We start from the raw sequence: 21,600 nt of genomic DNA, 5'->3' as shown, positions 1-21,600 counted from the left end.
AACATCACATTAAGAAACATCAAATTTCATTTCGAATGAAAGTCATTTAATGCAATCAGATAATCATCTCTGCACTTGTTAATTAGTATGATGTTTTGTGTTAAAAGCACAAAGGGATATAAGGCGTGATATAGGGATATCATTAACGCGCATAATAAGGCTTCATTAAATGCAGAAGTTCCTCTTGTTTATTTTTGGTGTTTTATCAATACAATCTGTTAACGCAGAAAGCTTACAAAATACCGTAGAACATGCCCTGTCCAGCCACCCTGAAGTTAATGCTTCGGTAAATAGCCGCTATTCGGCGGAACAAGATTTACGCGCCGCACGCGGAGGGTATCTCCCTTCATTGAATTTAAATGCTGAAGCGGGACAAAAAAACCTGAATGATGCGACGACGCGTGCTGGCGGCAATGATAGCGGGATGAATCTTTCCCCGAACGATGCCACGGTGAGCCTCGATCAAAACGTCTTTGATGGCTTCGCAACGACCAGCGAAGTGGGTCGCCAGAAAGCAACCGTTGATTCCCGCGCATTTACCGTGTTGAACGTGAGCGAAACCACCGCATTAAACGTGGTTCAGGCCTATCTCGACGTGCTGCAACGCGAGGAATATGTGCGCCTGGCACAGGATGATTTGGCAAATCATGAGCGCATCTACGACCAAATTCGTTTGCGTACCGATCAGGGTGTTGGGCGTTCTGGTGATTTGATGCAGGCGGAAGCCCGCCTGGCGCAGGCTCGCAATAACTTGCTGACCGAACAAACTAACCTTGAAGATGCCCATACCACGTTTGTCAGTGTGACGGGAGAAGCCCCTGAAAACCTGAGTCTGCCTGAACAAATTGATGGCAGGCTGCCGAAATCGCTGGAAGACGCGAAGCGGATAATGGAATCCAATAACCCGCTGCTGAAGTCTGCTAATTCCGATATTGAAGCGGCGCATCAGCAATACGAAGCATCGAAATCCACGTTTTATCCACGTGTTGATGTTTCGGTTTCCCACAGTATCAGTAACGACACGGATACGACGCGCGCCCATGCAGAAGAGTGGCAAGCGATGGTGAAACTCCATTACAACCTGTATCAGGGCGGTAGCGATAAAGCCGCAATGGATTCCCGTGCTTATCTGGAAAAACAAGCGCAAGACGTGAGAAATAATACCCTGCGCCAAATGAACCAGGAAATGGGGCTGGCATGGTCTGCATTAAAAAGTGCAAAAGACCAATTACCCGCGGCAGCAGAATATGCCGATCGCACAGTAAAAGTCCGCACGGCTTATCAGGACCAATTCAGCCTGGGTGAACGTACTCTGTTGGATTTATTAGACAGCGAAAACGAAGTGTTCTCATCTAAGCGTCGACTGGTTGAATTACGTTATCTGGAAATATCTTCTGGTTACCGAATTCTTGCACGCACGGGTGAATTATTAAAAGCATTGAAAATTAATCCAACTCCAGCGGGTCAGCCAATTGACACCGCTGATAACAATGCATTACCCGAACTCAAGTAATAATAAGACTAAAACAATTCGAGCAGGATAAATGCGTCAGGAACATTCATATAAATGAATTCACACGTCGACAACATGAATACCATGTCTGAGGCTCCTCCGATTGAGGAGTCGCATTATCATGACCCGCGTAGCCGCAATGACGATCCGTTGCTCGATTGTTTGCTGGTCCTTTGCTCATTGCAGGGTAAATCGGCCAGCCGCTCAACATTAAGCAGTGGCTTGCCGCTGGAAAACGACCGCCTGACGCTGGCTATTTTACCGCGTGCCGCCGCCAGAGCGGGGTTAAAAGCCCGCGTCATTAAACGTGCGCTGGATAAAATTCCTGCGATGTCGCTCCCGGCCATTCTCCTGCTACGTGATGGCGGTGCGGCCGTATTGTTGGGCTGGAATGCAGACGGCTCTGCACGCGTGATGCCCAGTGAAAGCGAAGGCGGCGAAATCTGCATTGACGCCAAAACACTTGAGCAAAGCTATGCGGGCCAGGTTATTTTCGCTCACCCGCGCCATGAGTTTGATCTGCAATCTGAGTCCTTCCTGCCGCGCACAAAATCGTGGTTCAAAGATACGCTTAAGCTTTCGCGCTACCTGTATATGGATGCGGTGCTGGCCAGCCTGCTGATCAACCTTATCGCGCTGGGTACACCGCTGTTCACCATGAACGTGTATGACCGGGTGGTGCCCAATCATGCGACCGTCACGCTGTGGGTGTTGGCGGTGGGTATTTGCATGGCGTTCATTTTTGATTTGATATTAAAAATGTTACGCGGTATCTGCCTCGATATTGCCGGGAAAAAGAGTGACCTGATTATTTCCGCCACGCTGTTTGAACGTATCACCGGCATGGAGATGAAAGCACGCCCTGCGCGCGTGGGCAGCTTTGCACAGAATATTCACGAATTTCAGTCGTTGCGCGATTTCCTCTCATCTCTCACGCTAACCACGCTTATCGATTTACCGTTTACGCTGGTGCTGCTGTTGGTTATCGGCATTATTGGCGGCACGCTTGCCTGGATCCCTTTGCTCACCTTCCCCATCGCTTTGCTGATTAGCTGGGCGTTGCAAAAACCGGTCAATGCCGCCGTCGCCAAGACAATGAGTCTGGCAAGCGAGCGCCAGGCGTTGCTGATTGAAACGCTCAGCGGCCTCGATGCCATTAAAGTGAACAATGCCCAAAGCGAACGTCAGTATCAGTGGGAACAGACGCTGGGTAGCCTGAGCCGCCTGGAATTACGTGTAAAAACGTTATCCAGCTTTGCCAGTAACCTGACCGGTTGGTTCCAGCAAATGTCTGGCGTCATCATGATTATCGTAGGCGTATACATGATTATTGACGGCAAGTTGAGTATGGGCGGCCTGATTGCTTGTTACATGCTCAATAGCCGTGCGCTGATGCCCATGGGGCAACTCACGGGGCTAATCGCCCGTTACCAACAAGCGCGACTGACCATCAACAGCACAGAGAAAATGATGTCGATGCCGCAGGAACGACGCGAGCATGAACACCCTCTGAAACGCGAAAACTTCCGCGGCAGCATCGAATTCAAAGATGTCGATTTCAGTTATCCCGAGCAGAAAAATCCTTCGCTGCAAAAGATAAATCTGACGATAAAACCCGGTGAACGTGTAGGGATCATCGGCCGCAGCGGGTCGGGAAAAAGCTCCATCAGCAAGCTCATTATCAATCTGTATCAGCCGACCGCCGGTAACATTTTGATCGACGATGTCGATGCGCGTCAGCTGGACGTGAACGATCTGCGCCATAGCATTGGCTACGTGCCACAGGACATTCAGCTATTTAACGGGACACTGCGCGATAACCTGATTTCGGGTGCGCGTTATGTGGATGACGAAACAATGTTGCGGGCCGCAGAACTCGCGGGAGTCAACGAGTTCGCTCGTCTTCATCCTGACGGTTACAACCTACAAGTCGGTGAACGTGGAATGCAACTGTCGGGCGGCCAACGCCAGGCCGTAGCACTGGCGCGCGCATTGTTGCTGGAGCCACCAGTTTTGTTACTGGATGAACCCACCAGTGCAATGGACAACACCAGTGAAGACAGAATCAAACAGGCGCTGGTGCCATTCGTCGCCGATAAAACCTTACTGCTGGTGACTCACAAAGCGTCGATGCTGTCTTTGGTTGATCGCCTGATTATTGTTGATAAAGGGCGCATTATCGCTGATGGCCCAAAAGCCATCGTTATGGATGCGCTGAAGAAGGGGCAAATCAATGCGTCTCGCTGATTTATTTACCCGTTTGCGCCAGCACCTCGGCCCCTACTTTAAGGGGCGCGATGAGAATCAGGCCGAAAACATCAATGAAGTCAGTCATGCACTTATTGATGATTCACCACGCGTTATTCGCCTGACGCTGTGGACGATTTTGTTTTTAGTCGTTCTGGCCTTCGTTTGGGCCGGATTTGCACAGCTTGATGAGGTGACGCGCGGCGAAGGCAAGGCGATTCCTTCTTCACGTCTGCAAAAAATACAAAACCTTGAAGGCGGTATTGTCACACAACTGTTTGTTCATGAAGGGCAAATTGTCAATGCTGGCGCGCCGTTGCTGCACCTGGATGATACGCGTTTTGCCTCAAACGTCGGTGAGACTGAAGCGGACAAACTCGGTTTACAGGCAAAAATTGACCGCCTGACAGCCGAAGCGGAAGGCAAAGATTTCATTATTTCTGACGACATCGTGAAACAGGCACCAGATGTAGCACGGGGTGAAACTGATTTGTTCAATAGCCGTCGCAGCCAATTCCAGAATGAAATCGAAGGTCTGCAAGAGCAGTTAGTGCAGAAGAAACAGGAGCTACTTGATTTTAAATCCAAGCAGGATCAATTCAGGCACAGCCTGAGTTTGTTGCAACAAGAAATCAAAATGTCAGAACCGCTGCTGGCGTCTGGTGCAATTTCTAAAGTCGAGATCCTGCGTTTGCGCCGCACGGAAGTGGAAACCAAAGGTCAATTGGATTCCATCACCTTGTCGCTGCCGAAATCCGCATCCGAAGCCAAAGAGATTGAGAATAAGATTGGGGAAAGCCGTAACCGCTTCCAGAGCGATGCGTTGTCACAGCTTAATGAAGCGCGCACCAATCTGAGCAAGGCCGAAGCGACGGGCAAAGCACTGGAAGATCGGGTGAACAGAACGATGGTGGTGTCACCGGTTCGCGGTATCGTCCAACAAGTGATGGTGAATACGATTGGCGGCGTTATCCAGCCTGGCAGCGATTTAGTTGAGATTGTTCCGCTTGATGACAAACTGCTGATTGAAGTGAAAATTCAGCCACGCGATATCGCATTCCTGCACCCTGGTCAGCATGCTGTGGTGAAATTTACCGCTTACGATTACACCACGTATGGCGGCCTGAATGGTGAGTTGGTGCAGATTAGCCCTGATACCGTGACGGATAAAGAAGGGCATAGTTATTACATTGCCCGTCTGAGAACCGATAAAAACTATTTGGGCAGCGAAGAACACCCGATGCTGATTATTCCGGGGATGGTCGCATCGGTTGATATTTTAACGGGCAGGAAATCGATTCTGAGTTATCTGCTGAAGCCGATTATTCGAGCCAAAGCGGAAGCACTGCGCGAAAGATAAAAAAAGCCGCAACGGATAACGTTGCGGCTGAATCTTTTTTCTCTCGATACGTCGTTAATGGTGGATTGCGCTATCGCTTATCCACCCGACAAACTGGCAGAAAGCTTACTGGCAATGAAAAGAAGCTAACTTGCCACGTTTTAGCGTTAACTTTTCTTCATTAACTAATTCTTGTAGCACCTTATGGATAGCACTTCGCGAGATATGATTTCGGCTCAGGATAAAAGTATAAACCGACGTTTTATCGCGAATTTCTGGATCAAGAGACCATATATGCTTCACATGCTCCGTCACAATTTCGCGGATAGTTTTGTGAGAACGCATATTTTCACGCTGGAAGTAGCGCTGAAGATGGCTGGTTAAAATATCAAACGCATGCATCCACAAGTTTTTCTTTGTCAGCAACTCATTGGCATTCGCGGTGCTCATCACCCACATTTCGCAGTCCGAATCACATCGTAAATAATGCGATGCCACTTCACTGCGCATTTGCACCAATCCTAATATTGCCGGAGCGGTGAGGCTTATCGTTACCAGGTCATTTTCGACTCTGTAGACGGAGACGGTTCCTTTCTCCAGGAAAAATAAATTGCCATCCTTTCTCAGCTCAATGCGTTGACGTTTTTTTCGCAACGAAAAATACGCATTTTCTGATTTTTTTATTTCATCGCCAATGAGCATTACAGATTCATTTACGTTCAGGCTGGACATCAATTTCTCTTACTTAGATTGTGGATATAGATTATCTCCATTCACCCAGTGAAGGAGAAAGCCCTTAAGCATTTTTATAACTCATTACTCATCGCTTATATCAATATAGGATATAAGGAGAAACCTGTACTTAATAAGCCAACGTTCTTAACATCTGTGGATGATGGCTTTAGATAAGGAACCTTATAGTTTACATGCAAAATTAATATTCTTCATGAAAGGCAAGCGCCGTACTGCTTCATATTATTTCGCTATGCTCACAAGAGTTTACCAAAGCTGACTTTAAGGTGTGTTATCTTTAACGTTTTCACGATTTCCCTTCAATAATCTGAAGGTATTAAAAACAGCTTGAAAAGTAAAACACATTAAATAAAATGGCCAGTTAATTGATAAAACAATATATTCCATTGATTGCTCAAGTAAATAATTGCCTTAGCAACTAAGAGCCAAAAGGGATAGTCTCTAAAGCACGCTCGCTTTGCGCTCTCAATGGCTAACGCCCATTGTTATGTAAAAGCATCATCAATGATGATAGAAAAACGACCAGACAACTCAGAGAATCATTTTATTTATCGTATCGCGTTTTTGGCAGTGAAGGACATCACCCTGGCATCAACTCGCTCACATCTTTGCCACTGAGTATATTTATCTCCAGGGCTAAGGTAATGTTTTTTATCTTTGCACCGGGATCTTTCTCTTTGTCATTAAAAAAGAAACATCAAAAATATGTATGACATTGATTTTAGTGAATTTTTATTGTTTGTGGTGTGTTTATCATTTGTTAGAAGTATTGTGAAAAGCTAAAATAAAGCGCAAGACGGGACAGGCCAGCGATGACATACCGTCATTCCCTGCCCCAAATGCTTACCATGGCATGTGTCAAAAACCTGCCTGAGCTAACGAGAGTATTGGCAACATGTCCGAAGCAGACAAACTGTTTTATCTTATTGAAAATAAAATATTATTTATCCCTTCAAAGCAGTGTCTGGTGCATACGGATAGCCATGAACAGATAAAACTCAAGCCTACAGCTTCTTTATGCCTTTTGTTGCTACTCAGAAACCATGGTGAAATTGTCACGCAGAATGAGCTGCTCGCTTTTGCATGGGGAGACAGCCATCGGCAGGTAAGTTTTAACGCGTTTTATCAAAGTATTCTTTCTTTACGAAAGTCCTTTGTACAAATGAATCTAGAGAAACAAATCATCACGACGGTTCCACGCAAGGGACTTATCATCCAGCAAGAAATAAGTGTGGAGGTGCAGCATGATCCTGTACCTGAGATGCAGCCTGAAGCATTACCCATAGAAATAACGCGGGAATCGACGCCTTATAAAACCATAAATGAAAAGCGCTCTTTTTTAAACCTGACAGAATGGCTGATGATTATCGCCACCGTGTTAATAATGGGAGTCGTCCTCTATCCCCGTGTATATAGCGAGCAATATTTTTCAGGTTATGTTTCCCCGAAGAAATATGATGGTCAATGCCACTACTTTTTCAATGGTGATACCAGTAACCATCTCCGCCATGAGGCGTTCATCAAAGAGCATCCTGAATTGTGCAAGGACGATAACTATCTCTATATAACGGCGTACACTGAAACAAAAAATATTTCTGTCATTCTCTGTACCACCAGTATGGAGTTATCACAAGGTAACTCTTGTCAAACCGTCTATTATCCTCGGTACGATAGTCAATGAAGATATTCACAGCGATTGCCTCAATTCGAACTCAGACACGCGTCATTTTTTTAGTCTGCGTCGCTATTCTTTCCAGCCTGGCGCTGTATCTTCATCAGCCTTCCAATGACGCACGACACAATCTTGCCTGCCGTGCGAATTTACAAATAGTCAGAGACAAGGCGTCCTTTCGAGGGATCATTGATTTTAAATCTGGCGACGGCAAAGGTATTGCTCACATTAACGGCATCATTAATGTCAGTGCTCAGGAAGAGTACACCGTTCAGCGTACTATTCTCTTTACCCATGCTGATTACGGACTCAGCCCAGTTTGGGTATCTCGCCAGATTATCATCTCGAACCGCGAAACAACTCCATCAGGGATACTTCAGCAATTTCTACCCGACTTTTATCTTAAAAGTGCTGGCGTAACGGACATCGATATTTTTTCGCTGAACAAAGACGCAGATCTCATCACCCGAGAAGGGATCCCTTACTTGTACTGTCAGAAGTTTATGCTTCCTGACGACGAGTAAAATGTGCTCAACATGCACACTCAGCAGTAATAAACAGAAGTACCGCGAGAGTTATTGTCCATTAATAGACAACCACTGGTTTGGTTGTCTATTATTTTTCTAAAAGAATAAAAACCCCTTGAAGATAATAAACACATCGTTATTATTCACTCGGCTATTTCTGATTAGAAAAACAAGCATGCCTCTCAAGAGTAAATTTTAAGTTAAATATGTTATTTAATTATGATGTTTCATTAGTCTTACTCGCCATAATTATCGCGTGCATGGCTTTTTATGTCTCTTTTTGGCTATGTAAGGCGGGCTCGCGTAAAAAACATTATTGTTGGCCTTTATTTAGCGGCCCAACGATGGGGTGTGGGATATGGCTTTTGCACTATATGGTGATACAGGCACATCATCATAGTCATGCTATTAATTATAACATTCAAAAAACTCTGGCCTCATTACTGATCGCGATTGTTGGTTGCTCTTTAGGTTTTGTTTGTTTTTTATTCAAAAAACTGCGCAGCCAACACTATCTCCTCCCTGCTTTACTCTTTTCTGCAAGCGCTGCGTCCATGCACTATTTGGGAATGGCAGCCATCGTCAATGCAGGCGACATGAGTGTCAGCACAACGGACATCATCCTGTCACTGGCCGTTATTTTCATCACATCGCTAATCATGTTGCGCTTCACCCATATGATGCTGGTCATGACGAGCAGGAACGATATTTATGCCAACTTCTATCGACTTGGTGCCACTCTTACCCTGAGTTCGGGTGTCGCAATAATGCATTTTTTAGGATCATGTCAAATAAACATGGCTTCTATCCCTTCGTCTGCAATGCCTTCAAGCCAGGATGATTACATCGAAAGTATCATCACCATGACATTAACCGGGCTTGTCGCATTGGTCTTTTTACTGGCGATCTTCATTTGGTTTGTTAATTTTAAAGAACACTTAAGCAATGAACAGCTCAAGCGTGAGCTAATTAAAAAGAATTTAATGCTGAAGCAAATGACGCAGCATGATTCATTAACACAATTACCCAATCGTCTCTATCTGCAAAAACATCTTAATACCCTTTTCACTCACCAGACCGATCCCTTATTTATCATGTTTATCGATCTTGATGGGTTTAAACGCGTGAACGACGTTTGGGGGCATGCCGTAGGGGACGAGCTTCTGGTGAAAATTTCTCACACCATCAAAGAAAGCGTCAGCAACGAAGGGTTTGTCGCCAGAATTGGTGGCGACGAATTCATCACCGTTATTTGCCAAAAAGATAAAGACGTTGTTATCCAACTCGCTCAAAAATTGCTCTCAAAGATTGCGGGTAGTTATGAACTCTCTGCAACAACAGTAGACTTTATCTCTGCCAGCATCGGGATATCCATTTACCCAGAACATGGCAATGATGTCGCCACGTTGCTTAAAAAAGCGGATGTAGCCATGTATTACATTAAAAATCGAGGGAAAAAAAGCATCACATTTTATGATGAAATAGAGATGTCATTACCGAGCTAATGGTTAATTTAATTCACAGACATTAAAAAACGATAACAGCCGATCGATAAAATACTCATTCTTAAGCAATGGATGCTTGTGAATCACTCCAAACCTGGAACTAGTGAATAAAAGCAAACATTGATGATGCAACTTTCTACCGCGTATAACAGAGTTAAAGATAGATGGTGGGCGCTTCCATTGGTTCTGCCGTTCCTGCTCTATCCCATAACACAGTATTTGAGTGCCTACGTCACGATAGATGGCTTTGAAATCCCTTTCCTTTACCTGAACATGGCTCTGATCACCATCCTGACCATGATTTATGGTTTTAAGGCATTGCCCGGAATTCTTCTGTGCTTATTTTACCGTATTTACCCAGACCGTGGTTTGGAACCTGCATTAATGGCGATGTTGCACTATTTTACGTCGGTCGCCATTAGCTGCGCTGGATACTACTACTTCACGGGCATGAGAGGCCGCACAAGTTTTGGGCGATACAATCTAACGTGGCAACGCATTTTTTGGTTGGTGTTTATTAACGCTACCCTATTCCTTAATTATTTCCATGCCGAGCTCTATTTGGGATTGTTTGGCATTCATGAGACCATGATGTACATCAGCCCCTTAACGGCCCGCACATTAATTAACTATCAGGGAATGTTAGTTGGGAATATGGTTGGGTTGCCGATGTTGTATCTGGTTATTCGTTCGATTAGAAACCCTTTGTACCTGGTGAAATACTTTAAGAAGATTCGACATCAGGTGGCAGATGATTTGCGCTTACCGGAACTCGTGTGTTTGTTCGGTTCCCTGTCTTTACTCACGATACTGATGATTACCCCGCTAAACCATTCGTTGCCACTAATGAATTCGATTTACACGCTGACGTTATTACTGCCGTTAATGATTTGGGGCACATTGCGTCTTGGTCATGCCGCTATTTCGATAGTGTGGTGGGTCGTGTTGATTGTGTTATGCGATCATATTCAGAGTTTCATCCCACATGATGCTAATTATAAATTGCATCTTGCCGTGGCGACCTCTTCCTTCTCAGCATTTTCGATAACGCTCACTCTGCTGGCCATCAATATTTCCCGTCAACGCGCACTCAATTTAAAAACTCAGCGATTGATGCATATTGACCCGCTTGTCCATTTGCCAAACTTACTGGCACTGGAAGCAGACTTAAAGAAAAACACCGTATCCGCATTATGCCAGCTGTATATGCCAGACCTTGAGCTGTTGGGGCGTCACTATGGCCTGCTGATGCAAGTACAATATAAACAGCAACTTGCATTGTATCTGGCACCCGTTCTGGATCGTGACGAACTTATTTATATGAGTTCAGGCCATGATTTAATCGTACGAACCAGCCCGTTACATGCAGAAATTCGTATTGCGGAGATCTATAGCAAAGCCAAAGAATTTCGTTTTATCCGTGATGGGGTAAAACTGTATCCACAAATCGGCTGTAGCTATTGCATTATTAATTACCCCGTTGGCCACCTGTATTTATTGATTGGTGAGTTACGAACTCTGGCAGAAATTTCACTCACGACTCACCTGCCTGTAGACCTGAGAAAGCCAAGCAGTCGAAAGGTGCAGAACCAGGTAAAAGCAAAAGTCGACATGATGAACCAACTGCAGCGGGCACTGGAGTTGGATCGTTTTGTTTTAATGGTGCAGCCGATTGAAAGCAAGGACGGAGACCGCTATCACGAAGTCCTGTTGAGAATGCGGGGAAGTAACGATGAACTCATTCTCCCCGATACCTTCCTGCCACTGGCAAATGAGTTTGGTATGTCCTCAAGCATTGATTTATGGGTATTGCATAAAACAATGGAATATATGGATGAGACTCGACATTTGCGGCCAAACCAGCGTTACGCTATTAACCTGGCACCGGCATCAATTTGTCGCACGGATATGGCAAATCATATTGAGAAGTTGATGATTAAGTACAGCATCTCACCTGCGCAACTGGTGCTGGAAGTCACAGAAACCGATGAATTAACAAACAATATCCAGGCAGAGAAGACCCTGAAAACCTTACAGCACCTGGGCTGTAAAATCGCAATTGATGATTTTGGTACCGGATATGCCAGCTACGCGCGATTAAAGACAATGCCCGCGGATATTCTCAAAATTGACGGGAGTTTTATTCATAGCATGAACGCCAGTGAAATAGACTGCAAAATTGTGCAATCCATTTGCGAGCTTGCCAGAATGAAGAATATGGCCGTGGTCGCTGAGTTTGTTGAAACCGAAGAGATTCGCCACACACTTTATCGCATGGGCATTGATTATGTTCAGGGCTATTTAATCGGCAAACCTGTGCCAATAGATTGTGTGTGATATCGGGAGTTATCTGGCATACCTAAAACCAGGTATGCTTTTATTAAAAACAACCATTAAGTATAATTATTAAATTATGACATTAGATTAATCTTAGATAACAAACAAAAAGCACCCCCTCCTGGAATGACAATTAAATTACATATAAATAATAATTAACACTAAAGTTCAAGCAATACACATCGAAAAAGAACAACATTACAACAATTTTTCCACATAAATTAGCAGCAAAGATTATTTACTTTTAAAATCAATCACTTAAAACAATATATAATTTCATATATATTTCTTGAACAATCATCACCTTTAAATAGAATGAGCTCATCAGACCACTGGATTGGTTATTTGCAATACGGAAGTTGCGTGCAAACCTAAACCAACTGAGTGTGAAATAATTATATGAAACAAATTAATCCACCACGCAAGGCTCTCGGAATCGTCGCTCTTTGGGTTTTCAGAGCCTATTGCCTGTTCTTTATTGTAGAAGGTTTTCGTGTATTTCAGGCTGTAAGAGATATACATCCAGCACCAGGTGATGAACTCGCGACCGATGTCGGACTTGCAGTCGGTGGAGCCATCGTATTTATACCACTGCTGCTTATTGGCGCTTTGCTGTTTTTATTTTCCTGGATGACGAGGGGAAAGCCGAAAAACGATACAGCAGTGAATGAAGTGCAATAAGAATTATTTAATTTCTGTATTTGAACGATAAACCCCAGGATCTTTAAGAATGAAAAGAAAAAATATCACTCTGGCGCTAACGTTATGCTTGAGCGGCTTGTATTTTCACAATGCCTTTGCCATCAGTGACGCTTACCGCGCACAACTGGAAAACTCTGGCTGTACACAAGTTAGTGAAGCAAACGGAACGTGTAACTCTGAGGATTCTAACCAATACGACACATCAGACGATTCATCCGAAGCACGCCATCATCACCATCATCATCGTGCAGACCCGGACGCCGCAGATGATGTAGCACGAGGTATCGACCGCCATATTGCCGGTAAATACCAGGGACGGGCTGTCGATTACATGGAAGATCAAGGATGGGAATCCTTGAATGATGAACGTACCCGCTGGAGAAAAGCAGGGTTTATTGCTGATTTTGATATTAACCAGAACAGCGGCCAGATCATGGGTGTGAGCGTACATTAAAAGCATTCTGTATTAAGGAGATCACAATGAAGACTAAAATTAGCTCTGCATTTATTTTGCTATTAGTTGCCAGTGCGACCAGCACCAGTGCCTGGGCAATTAACCACACGTATCGCGCGCAGCTTGAACGAAGTGGCTGTACGGAATTGAGTGCCGGAGTGACGTGCGATATTCACAAAACCCGCGCCCAAAATGCCGCCCATAAACCAACAAATAATCAACAGCTACAGGCATTGATTAATCGAGTTGAAGGAATGCCCCTTGATATCGCATACAGCAGATTGCTTGCCGACGGCTGGAAACAGAGCGAGGACCCATCATTATTTATTAAGCCTGGTGCAGGCGCATCATTACGTGTCACTCGTGAAGATAATATAATCACAAAAGTAGCGATACAGCCGGATGATGGTGAGTAATTTAGACATTAAGAATAAATTTAAAATTTTTATTACGTATTTACAAATCTAATAATATTATTTCTTGTCACAGGGTAAAATATGAAAATCATTAAATGGTTTATGGCTGCTGCTGTTGTCGCTTCTTTATCTGGCTGTATTATCCCACCACCTGATAACCGCAATAATGATTACGATAATAGCGAAAACTCAAGCCACCACCATAAGCATGGCCATAAGCGGTATGATAATGATGGTAATCAACCCGCGGCCGATTATGAAAGCTCCGACGGCGTGCGTATGATTACACGTGATGGTGTCACTCTGCCGGATTGTGAAGCGGTCGGGGGTAGTCAGGCAGATAACGGTTCGACCTGTTTCTATCGCTAACAGATAAATCTGTTACCCATGATATTGAGCCTCTGTGAAATCTTGCAGGGGCTTTTTTGTTGTTAACTATCCAAAGAATGGGCAATGGTTTACCTGGCACGGTACGTGATGATGAGCTTTGTGATTTAGACTTAGGGAGATTCAGGGGGAGAGCTGGAGCGGGTGAAGGGAATCGAACCCTCGTATGCAGCTTGGGAAGCTGCCGTTCTACCATTGAACTACACCCGCTTTGAAGTGCGTAGGCATTATAGACGTTCAGCTTATGCTGGCAAGCGCATTTTGAATTTATGTGATGGATTATTAAGCGATTGTTTTAGTTTGCTGCGGTCGTCGCTGAGAAAGGCTCAACATTTTATGTGGCACCGAGAGCCTACCCTTGAAGGCAAGCATGGGCTGGCAAAAGTGTCGCGGTATCAGGCGCGGCTACTTAGCATCGCACAGATTTTATTTATGCCTGCATGCTCATATCAAGCTTATCTTTAACAGGAGATATGCCACCGCCGTCAGGAAGAACAAGCATGAAATAATTCCAAGGACTAATGAGTAGCTTTTCATATAAATCAACCTCATAAAAAAAGTAGCATTAAAATCTTCTTCTTTATCTTTAAGTGATTTGAATATGATTAATAGCGCTAATTAGTTTAATTTTAACAAGGTATAAAAAATATTATTAAGCATCTGAAAAATATAAAATTATCCTTTCTTATAATAACTCAATTGTTATTATCAGGCGGTTTAACTCATACTGCGTGATATAGATCACAAATAATTGCGTTTAATAAAAGCCAGAACCCGTCTGGCCTTTATTAATTAACAGGATGGCTTACTGCCTTGCGGTGGGAGATAACGCTGCGGATCAATCGCGGTCGCACGATAGCGAATCTGGAAGTGTAAATTCACAGAGTCGGAACCGCTGCTGCCCATGGTGGCAATTTTCTGCCCTGCGGTGACTTTTTGGCTGGTGTTGACCAACGTCGTTTCATTGTGAGCGTAGGCAGTGATGTAGTCTTCGCTGTGTTTGATCATCACTAAGTTGCCATAACCACGAAGCTGGTTGCCGACGTATACCACGGTTCCGGCGGCCGATGCGTAAATCGGTTGTCCACGGCTACCCGCAATATCGATGCCTTTGTTGCCGCCATCACTATCGGAGAACGGTACAACCACCTTACCGGTCGTTGGCCAACGCCAGCATTTTGAGCCAACAGGCGGTGGTGCAACTTTTGCAATGCTGCTGGTCGAAGTGGAACGTGGCTTAGAGGTTTTCGCAACGGCTGTTTTTTTCGAAGAGTTTGATGAGCCAGAGCTACTTTTGATCCGAATTTTCTGCCCAACTTCCAGCGTATAGGGGGATGAGATACCGTTCAGGCGCGCCAGTTCACTGACACTTGAGCCAGTCATACGCGAAATTCGATAGAGAGTGTCACCACGTTTTACGGTGTAAACAGGACCGCTGTAGTTTCCTGCGGATGCTTTTGTGGTGCTCGCTTTATTTGATGAGCAAGCGACGAGAAACAGGCTGATTAGCAGGACGATGGCATTCGGTGCCCACTTTCTGACTGTGCTTTCCTTGCGCAAACTAATCCTCTGAATACGTTAACTGAAAGGTAAATATTCCTCCCCGAAGGGAGGAATCACAACAACTTACTTAACCGGGCGCAACGCTGGGAACAGGATGACGTCACGGATGGTGTGGCTGTTGGTGAACAGCATAACCATACGGTCGATACCGATGCCCAGACCTGCTGTTGGCGGCAAGCCATGCTCAAGCGCGGTAACGTAGTCTTCATCGAAGAACATCGCTTCGTCGTCGCCAGCATCTTTAGCTGAAACCTGATCAGCAAAGCGCTGAGCCTGGTCTTCTGCATCGTTCAGCTCAGAGAAGCCGTTACCGATTTCACGGCCACCGATGAAGAACTCGAAGCGGTCAGTAATTTCAGGGTTCTCATCGTTACGACGCGCCAGTGGAGAGACTTCTGCCGGGTATTCAGTGATGAAGGTCGGCTGAATCAGATGACTTTCTGCCACTTCTTCAAAGATCTCTGTGACTACGCGGCCCAGACCCCAGCTCTTCTCAACTTTGATGCCGATAGACGCTGCGATTTCCAGTGCTTTAGCCATATCGTCCAGATCCGCAATATCGGTTTCAGGACGGTATTTTTTGATAGCTTCACGCATAGTCAGTTTTGCGAACGGCTGGTCGAAGTCAAACACCTCTTCGCCATACTTAACCTGCGCAGTCCCCAGCACTTCATGCGCCAGAGTACGGAATAGAGATTCAGTCAGCTCAATCAGATCTTTGTAATCCGCATACGCCATATAGAGTTCCATCATGGTGAACTCTGGGTTATGACGTGGGGAAATACCTTCGTTACGGAAGTTGCGGTTGATTTCGAATACGCGATCGAAGCCACCCACTACCAGACGCTTCAGATACAGTTCCGGCGCAATACGCAGGTACATATCGATGTCCAGCGCATTGTGGTGAGTGATGAACGGACGAGCAGACGCGCCGCCAGGAATAACCTGCATCATTGGCGTTTCAACTTCCATAAATCCACGGCCAACCATGAAGTTACGAATACCAGACATGATCTGGGAACGCACTTTAAAGGTGTTGCGGGATTCGTCGTTGGAAATCAGATCCAAATAACGCTGACGGTAACGAGATTCTTGATCCTGCAGACCGTGGAATTTGTCCGGCAGTGGGCGCAGCGCTTTAGTCAGCAGGCGCAGTTCAGTACAGTGAATAGAAAGCTCACCGGTTTTAGTTTTGAACAGCTTGCCACGTGCACCGAGGATGTCGCCAAGGTCCCATTTTTTGAATTGATCGTTGTAGATGCCTTCTGGCAGATCATCACGCGCAACATAAAGCTGGATGCGACCACCGACGTCTTGCAGGGTAACGAATGACGCTTTACCCATAATACGACGAGTCATCATACGGCCAGCAACGGCAACTTCGATGCCCAATTCTTCCAGCTCTTCGTTCTCTTTAGCGCCGAAGTCTGCATGTAATTGGTCAGAGGTATGATCGCGACGGAAATCATTTGGGAAAGCGATACCCTGCTCACGCAGGCTAGCCAGCTTCTCGCGACGGGCTTTCAGTTCATTATTGAGATCGACCGCTTCGGTACCCTGTACTTGTTCTTCAGACATGTTGGTTCCTCATAACCCTGCTTTCAAACTTGCTTCGATAAATTTGTCCAGATCGCCATCCAGTACCGCCTGCGTGTTACGGGTTTCTACACCGGTACGCAAGTCTTTGATACGGGAGTCGTCCAGCACGTAAGAACGAATCTGGCTGCCCCAGCCGATATCCGATTTATTGTCTTCCAGCGACTGCTTCTCAGCATTCTTCTTCTGCATTTCCAGCTCGTATAACTTCGCCTTCATCTGCTTCATCGCCTGATCTTTGTTCTTATGCTGCGAACGATCGTTCTGGCACTGGGTCACGGTGTTGGTCGGAAGGTGGGTAATACGTACCGCAGATTCTGTACGGTTAACGTGCTGACCACCGGCACCGGATGCACGGTAAACGTCGATACGCAGATCGGCCGGGTTGATTTCGATATCAATATCGTCATCCACTTCTGGGTAAACAAAGGCCGAACTAAAGGAGGTGTGGCGACGGCCACCGGAATCGAATGGGCTCTTACGTACCAGGCGATGGACGCCAGTTTCAGTACGCAACCAGCCAAAGGCATATTCACCCTGAATTTTGATAGTTACGGACTTAATGCCCGCCACTTCGCCTTCAGACTCTTCAATGATTTCAGTTTTGAAGCCACGCGATTCCGCCCAACGCAGATACATTCGCATGAGCATGCTGGCCCAGTCTTGCGCTTCGGTGCCACCAGAACCTGCCTGAATATCAATATAGCAATCAGCGCTGTCGTACTCGCCGGAGAACATACGACGGAATTCCAGCTGCGCCAGTTTGGCTTCCAGCAGATCTAACTCAACAACGGCTTCGTTGAAGGTTTCTTCGTCGTCGGCTTCGATGGCTAATTCCAGCAGACCGGAAACATCTTCCAGGCCTTGAGTCATTTGATCGAGTGTTTCGACAATCGCTTCCAGTGCAGAACGCTCTTTACCCAACGCTTGCGCGCGTTCAGGTTCGTTCCACACATCAGGCTGTTCCAGCTCTGCGTTTACTTCTTCCAGGCGCTCTTTCTTGGCATCGTAGTCAAAGATACCCCCTAAGAACGTCACTGCGCTCAGTGAGGTCCTGGATACGGTTTTTTACCGGGTTAATTTCAAACATGGTCTGTATTATCTTATGTTGATGACAGAAGACGAAAATGCGGTCGTAAACCGGAAAGTTTACCGGAATTACGCCGCTTTTTATAGTTTCGTAGCCATTTTATAGCCAAGTAATTGGGCTATATCGGCCAAATATGATCGATGAGTAACTGCACGCTTCTATTGCCGCGAAACTCATTTACATCGAGTTTAAAGGCCAGTTCAACCTCTCGTACGCCGTTATCCGGCCAGCATGCGGTATCCACGTTAAAAGCAATACCGTCAATCAGTGGCCCGCCACCGACAGGTTCAACCATCACTTTTAAATGGCGCTCGCCCACCAGCCGTTGCTGTAACAGACGGAATTTACCGTCAAACAGCGGCTCCGGGAACATCTGCCCCCACGGTCCGGCATCACGCAACATTTCAGCCGTTTCCAACGTCATTTCTTGTGCGGTAATAGGTCCATCAGACCAAATCACGCCTTGTAGCAGTGCCGGATCCAACCAATCACCGACCAGATCGCCAAAGCGTTGACGGAATTCTTCGAACTTCGCTTCTTCGAGGGACAACCCCGCTGCCATCGCATGGCCACCAAACTTCAGCATCAAGCCTGGATATAAAGTATCAAGTCGTTCGAGGGCATCACGCATATGCAAGCCTTGCACCGAACGACCGGAGCCTTTCAGAGTGCCGTCGCCTGCGGGTGCAAAGGCAATAACCGGGCGGTTAAACCGCTCCTTGATGCGAGAAGCAAGAATACCGACGACGCCCTGATGCCATTCTGGGTGGTACATCGCGAGGCCATACGGCAACTCATCATGACTATGCTCAAGCTGCTGGCACAGCGCCAGCGCTTCAACCTGCATGCCCTGCTCAATCTCTTTACGCGTCTGATTTAATGCGTCCAGTTCATTGGCCAGCATGCGCGCTTCGCCAATGTTTTCACTGAGCAATAACGCCACGCCAACGGACATATCGTCCAGACGCCCTGCCGCATTCAGGCGTGGTCCCAAAGCAAACCCTAAGTCGCTGGCCGCCAACTTTTGTGGGTCACGGTTGGCGACTTCAAGCAGCGCTTTAATGCCTGGACGACATTTGCCCGCTCGAATGCGGCTCAGACCTTGCCAGGTCAGGATACGATTATTGGTATCGAGTGGAACAACGTCCGCCACGGTGCCCAACGCAACCAAGTCCAGCAGTTCGGCAATGTTTGGGATCGCCAGACCCTGTTGTTCGAACCAGCCGCAATCACGTAAATGCGCACGCATAGCCAACATCAGATAAAAAGCGACGCCGACACCCGCGAGAGATTTAGACGGGAACGCGCAATCGACCAGATTCGGATTGATGATGGCCTCTGCCGCAGGCAGTTCCGGCCCTGGTAAGTGGTGGTCAGTCACTATCACCGGAATGCCCAGTGCATGAGCACGCTCAACACCACTATGAGAAGAGATGCCGTTATCAACAGTCAGAATCAACTGCGCACCGCGCGCATGTGCTTGATCCACCACTTCTGGACTCAAGCCGTAACCATCTTCAAAACGGTTGGGAACGAGATAGTTGATGTTTTGGCAACCGAGGCTGCGCAACCCGAGCACGCTTAGTGCGGTGCTGGTCGCGCCATCGGCATCAAAGTCACCCACCACGATAATGCGCAAGCCTTCACGGAAGGCGTTGTGCAGTATCTCGACGGCTTTATCCATGCCATTGAGTTGCTGCCACGGTAGCATCCCTACCACGCCACGTTCGATCTCTTGTGCACTGCGCACGCCTCTACTGGCATAAAGGCGCTTTAAAAGAGGATGCAGTTGCTGGGGTAACACCACGGACTCATCAACCGTTCGACGGCGAAGTTGTGTTTGCTGTTTCACCCGTCAACTACCCGCCTAAGTTGGTAAGCTGTTGATGTGCATCCAGCATTTGTTTCATCTCTTTCGGCCCCTGATAGCCAGGAATGACCGTGCCGTTGCTTAGTACAATCGCCGGAGTTCCCTGGATGCCAAACTGCACGCCAAGATTGTAATGGTTAGCGATATTGGTATCGCAAGTTGCCCCTGCTACAGCTTCACCTTTCATGGCGGTATCGAACGCTTTATTGCGGTCTTTCGCACACCAGATGGCTTTCATGTCATTTTCAGTTTGGCTTTGCAGACCCTGGCGCGGGAAGGCCAGGTAACGCACGGTGATCCCCAGTGCGTTGTAGTCTTTGATCTCTTCGTGCAGCTTATGGCAATAACCGCAGGTGATATCGGTAAACACCGTAATCACATGTTTCTCTTGTGGGGCTTTGTAGACAATCATCTCTTTTTCGAGCGCGTTCAGTTTACCCACCAGCAGTTTGTTGGTGACATTAACCGGCTGCGCGCCACTGACATCGTACAGTGGCCCCTGAATAACGTGTTTCCCATCTTCCGTCACGTACAAAACACCGCTATCGGTTAATACCGTTTTCATGCCCGCCACAGGTGCAGACTGAACATCAGCATTTTGTACGCCTAACTTAGCCAGAGACTGCTTAATTGCTGCGTCGTCTGCATGAGCAAAACCGGACAGAGAAGCCGCTAAAAATGGCAGCAGCCAGAAACGCTTTTTCATGATGATTCCTTTATCTTCTACCACTCACGCTCGCGGGTGGTGTTGTTGATGCAGCTGACGTAAACGTTCTGTCGCTACATACGTATAAATTTGGGTTGTGGACAAATCACTATGTCCAAGCAACATTTGTACGACTCGCAAATCCGCGCCATGGTTCAGTAAATGCGTGGCAAATGCGTGTCGAAGTACGTGCGGAGAAAGCTTTTCGCTATCGATGCCTGCCTGCACGGCGTAATGTTTGATGCGGTGCCAGAATGTCTGTCGCGTCATTTGTTGGGCGCGATTGCTGGGAAAGACCACATCAATCGACACACCGTTGAGCAACCATGGCCGCCCATGTTCGAGGTAGTTTTCCAGCCAGTAAACCGCTTCTTCCCCCATCGGCACCAGGCGTTCTTTATTGCCTTTACCGATGACCCGTACCACGCCCTGGCGCAAGCTGACATCACTCATGGTCAGTCCCACCAACTCCGATACGCGCAGACCAGTAGCATACAATAACTCGAGCATCGCTTTATCACGCAACTCGATGGGTTGGTCGATACAAGGTGCTTGCAACAAACGATCAACCTGCGCTTCGCTGAGATCTTTTGGCAAACGCTGCGGCAATTTTGGCGATGAAAGCATGACGCTCGGGTCGTCATCACGCAATTTTTCGCGGTAGATATACTGAAATAATCGACGAATCGCACTCAGCATTCGTGCCGAACTCGTCGCTTTATAACCACCTTCAAGGCGTTCAGCAAACAGCGACTGCAAATCGCTGGTTTGTACATTCAGCAAGTTTAGGTCATGGCGTTCCAGCCACTCCGCGACCATTTTAAGGTCACGGCGATAGGAGTCTAACGTGTTCTGTGCCAGATTCCGCTCAAGCCAGAGCGCATCAAGAAATTGTTCGATTCGGGCCAGATCTTGTTCCACGT

At 46.6% G+C, this 21,600-nt stretch carries 18 protein-coding genes and 1 tRNA gene; 11 read left to right on the top strand and 8 right to left on the bottom strand.

Annotated features, from left to right (window positions below; all coding sequences use genetic code 11):
• The first annotated feature begins 169 nt into the window (after positions 1 to 169).
• The 3 genes from OH773_RS03775 (at position 170) to OH773_RS03765 (ending at position 5,120) form a co-directional block, all read left to right on the top strand.
• The gene (locus OH773_RS03775; RefSeq protein WP_270143155.1) at positions 170 to 1,513 is read left to right on the top strand and encodes a TolC family outer membrane protein; all 1,344 of its coding nucleotides are present in this window, start codon (positions 170 to 172) and stop codon (positions 1,511 to 1,513) included.
• 75 nt (positions 1,514 to 1,588) lie between these two features.
• A complete protein-coding gene (locus OH773_RS03770; protein WP_270145665.1) occupies positions 1,589 to 3,760 on the top strand; it encodes a type I secretion system permease/ATPase in 2,172 nt (723 codons plus the stop codon).
• Positions 3,747 to 5,120 carry an HlyD family type I secretion periplasmic adaptor subunit gene (locus OH773_RS03765; protein WP_270143153.1) on the top strand — a complete coding sequence of 458 codons (1,374 nt, stop codon included), beginning with the start codon at positions 3,747 to 3,749 and terminating at the stop codon, positions 5,118 to 5,120. Before OH773_RS03770 ends, OH773_RS03765 begins: the two co-directional genes overlap by 14 nt.
• Before the next feature lie 105 nt (positions 5,121 to 5,225).
• Here the strand turns inward: OH773_RS03765 and OH773_RS03760 are convergent, their stop codons facing one another.
• On the bottom strand, positions 5,226 to 5,831 hold the full coding sequence (locus tag OH773_RS03760) for a helix-turn-helix domain-containing protein (protein ID WP_270143151.1): 606 nt from the start codon (positions 5,829 to 5,831) through the stop codon (positions 5,226 to 5,228).
• A 916-nt stretch (positions 5,832 to 6,747) separates the two neighbouring features.
• On the opposite strand from OH773_RS03760, the gene OH773_RS03755 reads away from it, so the two are divergent.
• From OH773_RS03755 to OH773_RS03720, 8 genes are all read left to right on the top strand, one after another.
• On the top strand, positions 6,748 to 7,533 hold the full coding sequence (locus OH773_RS03755; RefSeq protein WP_270143149.1) for a winged helix-turn-helix domain-containing protein: 786 nt from the start codon (positions 6,748 to 6,750) through the stop codon (positions 7,531 to 7,533).
• Positions 7,530 to 8,048 carry a hypothetical protein gene (locus tag OH773_RS03750; RefSeq protein ID WP_270143147.1) on the top strand — a complete coding sequence of 173 codons (519 nt, stop codon included), beginning with the start codon at positions 7,530 to 7,532 and terminating at the stop codon, positions 8,046 to 8,048. Before OH773_RS03755 ends, OH773_RS03750 begins: the two co-directional genes overlap by 4 nt.
• A 377-nt stretch (positions 8,049 to 8,425) precedes the next feature.
• Positions 8,426 to 9,556, top strand: a complete 1,131-nt coding sequence (locus OH773_RS03745) for a diguanylate cyclase domain-containing protein (protein WP_270143145.1) — start codon at positions 8,426 to 8,428, stop codon at positions 9,554 to 9,556.
• Between the two features lie 123 nt (positions 9,557 to 9,679).
• Complete coding sequence (locus OH773_RS03740; protein ID WP_270143143.1) at positions 9,680 to 11,893, top strand: sensor domain-containing phosphodiesterase; 2,214 nt, start codon at positions 9,680 to 9,682, stop codon at positions 11,891 to 11,893.
• A gap of 399 nt (positions 11,894 to 12,292) precedes the next feature.
• Positions 12,293 to 12,574 carry a hypothetical protein gene (locus tag OH773_RS03735; protein ID WP_270143141.1) on the top strand — a complete coding sequence of 94 codons (282 nt, stop codon included), beginning with the start codon at positions 12,293 to 12,295 and terminating at the stop codon, positions 12,572 to 12,574.
• Between the two features lie 49 nt (positions 12,575 to 12,623).
• Positions 12,624 to 13,049 (top strand): hypothetical protein, encoded by a 426-nt coding sequence (locus OH773_RS03730; protein ID WP_270143139.1) that lies wholly within the window; start codon positions 12,624 to 12,626, stop codon positions 13,047 to 13,049.
• A 26-nt stretch (positions 13,050 to 13,075) separates the two neighbouring features.
• Positions 13,076 to 13,465: a hypothetical protein gene (locus OH773_RS03725; protein ID WP_270143137.1), complete on the top strand. Its 390-nt coding sequence runs from the start codon at positions 13,076 to 13,078 to the stop codon at positions 13,463 to 13,465.
• Between the two features lie 81 nt (positions 13,466 to 13,546).
• A complete protein-coding gene (locus tag OH773_RS03720; protein ID WP_270143135.1) occupies positions 13,547 to 13,834 on the top strand; it encodes a hypothetical protein in 288 nt (95 codons plus the stop codon).
• 154 nt (positions 13,835 to 13,988) lie between these two features.
• On the opposite strand, the gene OH773_RS03715 is transcribed toward OH773_RS03720, so the two are convergent.
• The 7 genes from OH773_RS03715 to xerD form a co-directional block, all read right to left on the bottom strand.
• Positions 13,989 to 14,062, bottom strand: a tRNA-Gly gene (locus tag OH773_RS03715).
• 582 nt (positions 14,063 to 14,644) lie between these two features.
• Positions 14,645 to 15,412, bottom strand: a complete 768-nt coding sequence (gene actS, locus OH773_RS03710; protein ID WP_270143133.1) for an amidase activator ActS — start codon at positions 15,410 to 15,412, stop codon at positions 14,645 to 14,647.
• 66 nt (positions 15,413 to 15,478) lie between these two features.
• Positions 15,479 to 16,993, bottom strand: a complete 1,515-nt coding sequence (gene lysS / locus OH773_RS03705; RefSeq protein WP_270143130.1) for a lysine--tRNA ligase — start codon at positions 16,991 to 16,993, stop codon at positions 15,479 to 15,481.
• A 9-nt stretch (positions 16,994 to 17,002) separates the two neighbouring features.
• Positions 17,003 to 18,101, bottom strand: a protein-coding gene (gene prfB / locus OH773_RS03700) for a peptide chain release factor 2 (protein ID WP_183270553.1) whose coding sequence is annotated in 2 segments (ribosomal slippage) — positions 17,003 to 18,025 and positions 18,027 to 18,101 — 1,098 coding nt in all. Because the reading frame shifts where the segments join, the coding sequence is not laid out codon by codon here.
• Positions 18,102 to 18,219: 118 nt separating this feature from the next.
• Positions 18,220 to 19,953 (bottom strand): single-stranded-DNA-specific exonuclease RecJ, encoded by a 1,734-nt coding sequence (recJ, locus tag OH773_RS03695; RefSeq protein WP_270143128.1) that lies wholly within the window; start codon positions 19,951 to 19,953, stop codon positions 18,220 to 18,222.
• Positions 19,954 to 19,960: 7 nt separating this feature from the next.
• On the bottom strand, positions 19,961 to 20,677 hold the full coding sequence (dsbC, locus tag OH773_RS03690) for a bifunctional protein-disulfide isomerase/oxidoreductase DsbC (RefSeq protein ID WP_270143126.1): 717 nt from the start codon (positions 20,675 to 20,677) through the stop codon (positions 19,961 to 19,963).
• A gap of 24 nt (positions 20,678 to 20,701) precedes the next feature.
• Entirely contained in the window at positions 20,702 to 21,598 is an 897-nt protein-coding gene (xerD, locus tag OH773_RS03685) for a site-specific tyrosine recombinase XerD (RefSeq protein WP_270143124.1), read from the bottom strand.
• Between the last annotated feature and the right edge of the window lie 2 nt (positions 21,599 to 21,600).

Source organism: Buttiauxella sp. WJP83 (assembly GCF_027594725.1).
Taxonomy (GTDB): domain Bacteria; phylum Pseudomonadota; class Gammaproteobacteria; order Enterobacterales; family Enterobacteriaceae; genus Buttiauxella; species Buttiauxella selenatireducens.
The sequence above is the reverse complement of the archived record's forward strand: the minus strand, read 5'-3'. Positions and strand labels throughout refer to the sequence as shown.